Here is a 372-nt window from a genome sequence, read left to right on the forward strand (position 1 = left end):
TCGGTATCCAGCCCGACGAGGGTGATCGCGCGTCCGCCGCCCTGCAGATTATGCTTGGCCTGAAACGGCGTGACGACCGCCGGGGTCTCCTCGACGATCGTGTTCCATTCCGAGCAATCGACACATTGCCCCTGCCACCGCGACGAGACCGATCCGCACGATTGGCAGACAAAACGTTTCTGAAGCCGGGCCATGCCATCGTCCTTAGCAGCACCGGAACGATAGGGGAACACGCTCACGGCGTGTTAACGGGTACGAAGCAACAGGTGTGACGATGTTTTCCCCCGATTCCCTGCCGCTCGAGTTTAGCTGGTCGCTGGCCGAACGCGACGCGCGTCTCGCATCCTGGCCGCAGGATAGCGGCGCGATCGG

The 372-nt window shown here is 62.6% G+C and carries 1 pseudogene; it reads right to left on the reverse strand.

Features of this window, described 5'->3' with window-relative positions:
* Positions 1 to 194 (reverse strand): annotated as a pseudogene (locus tag BGN95_RS17045) (DNA repair protein RadA); the annotation flags it as partial.
* Positions 195 to 372 lie beyond the last annotated feature (178 nt).

The sequence above is a fragment of the Sphingomonas sp. 66-10 genome (assembly GCF_001897045.1).
Lineage (GTDB): Bacteria > Pseudomonadota > Alphaproteobacteria > Sphingomonadales > Sphingomonadaceae > Sphingomonas > Sphingomonas lycopersici.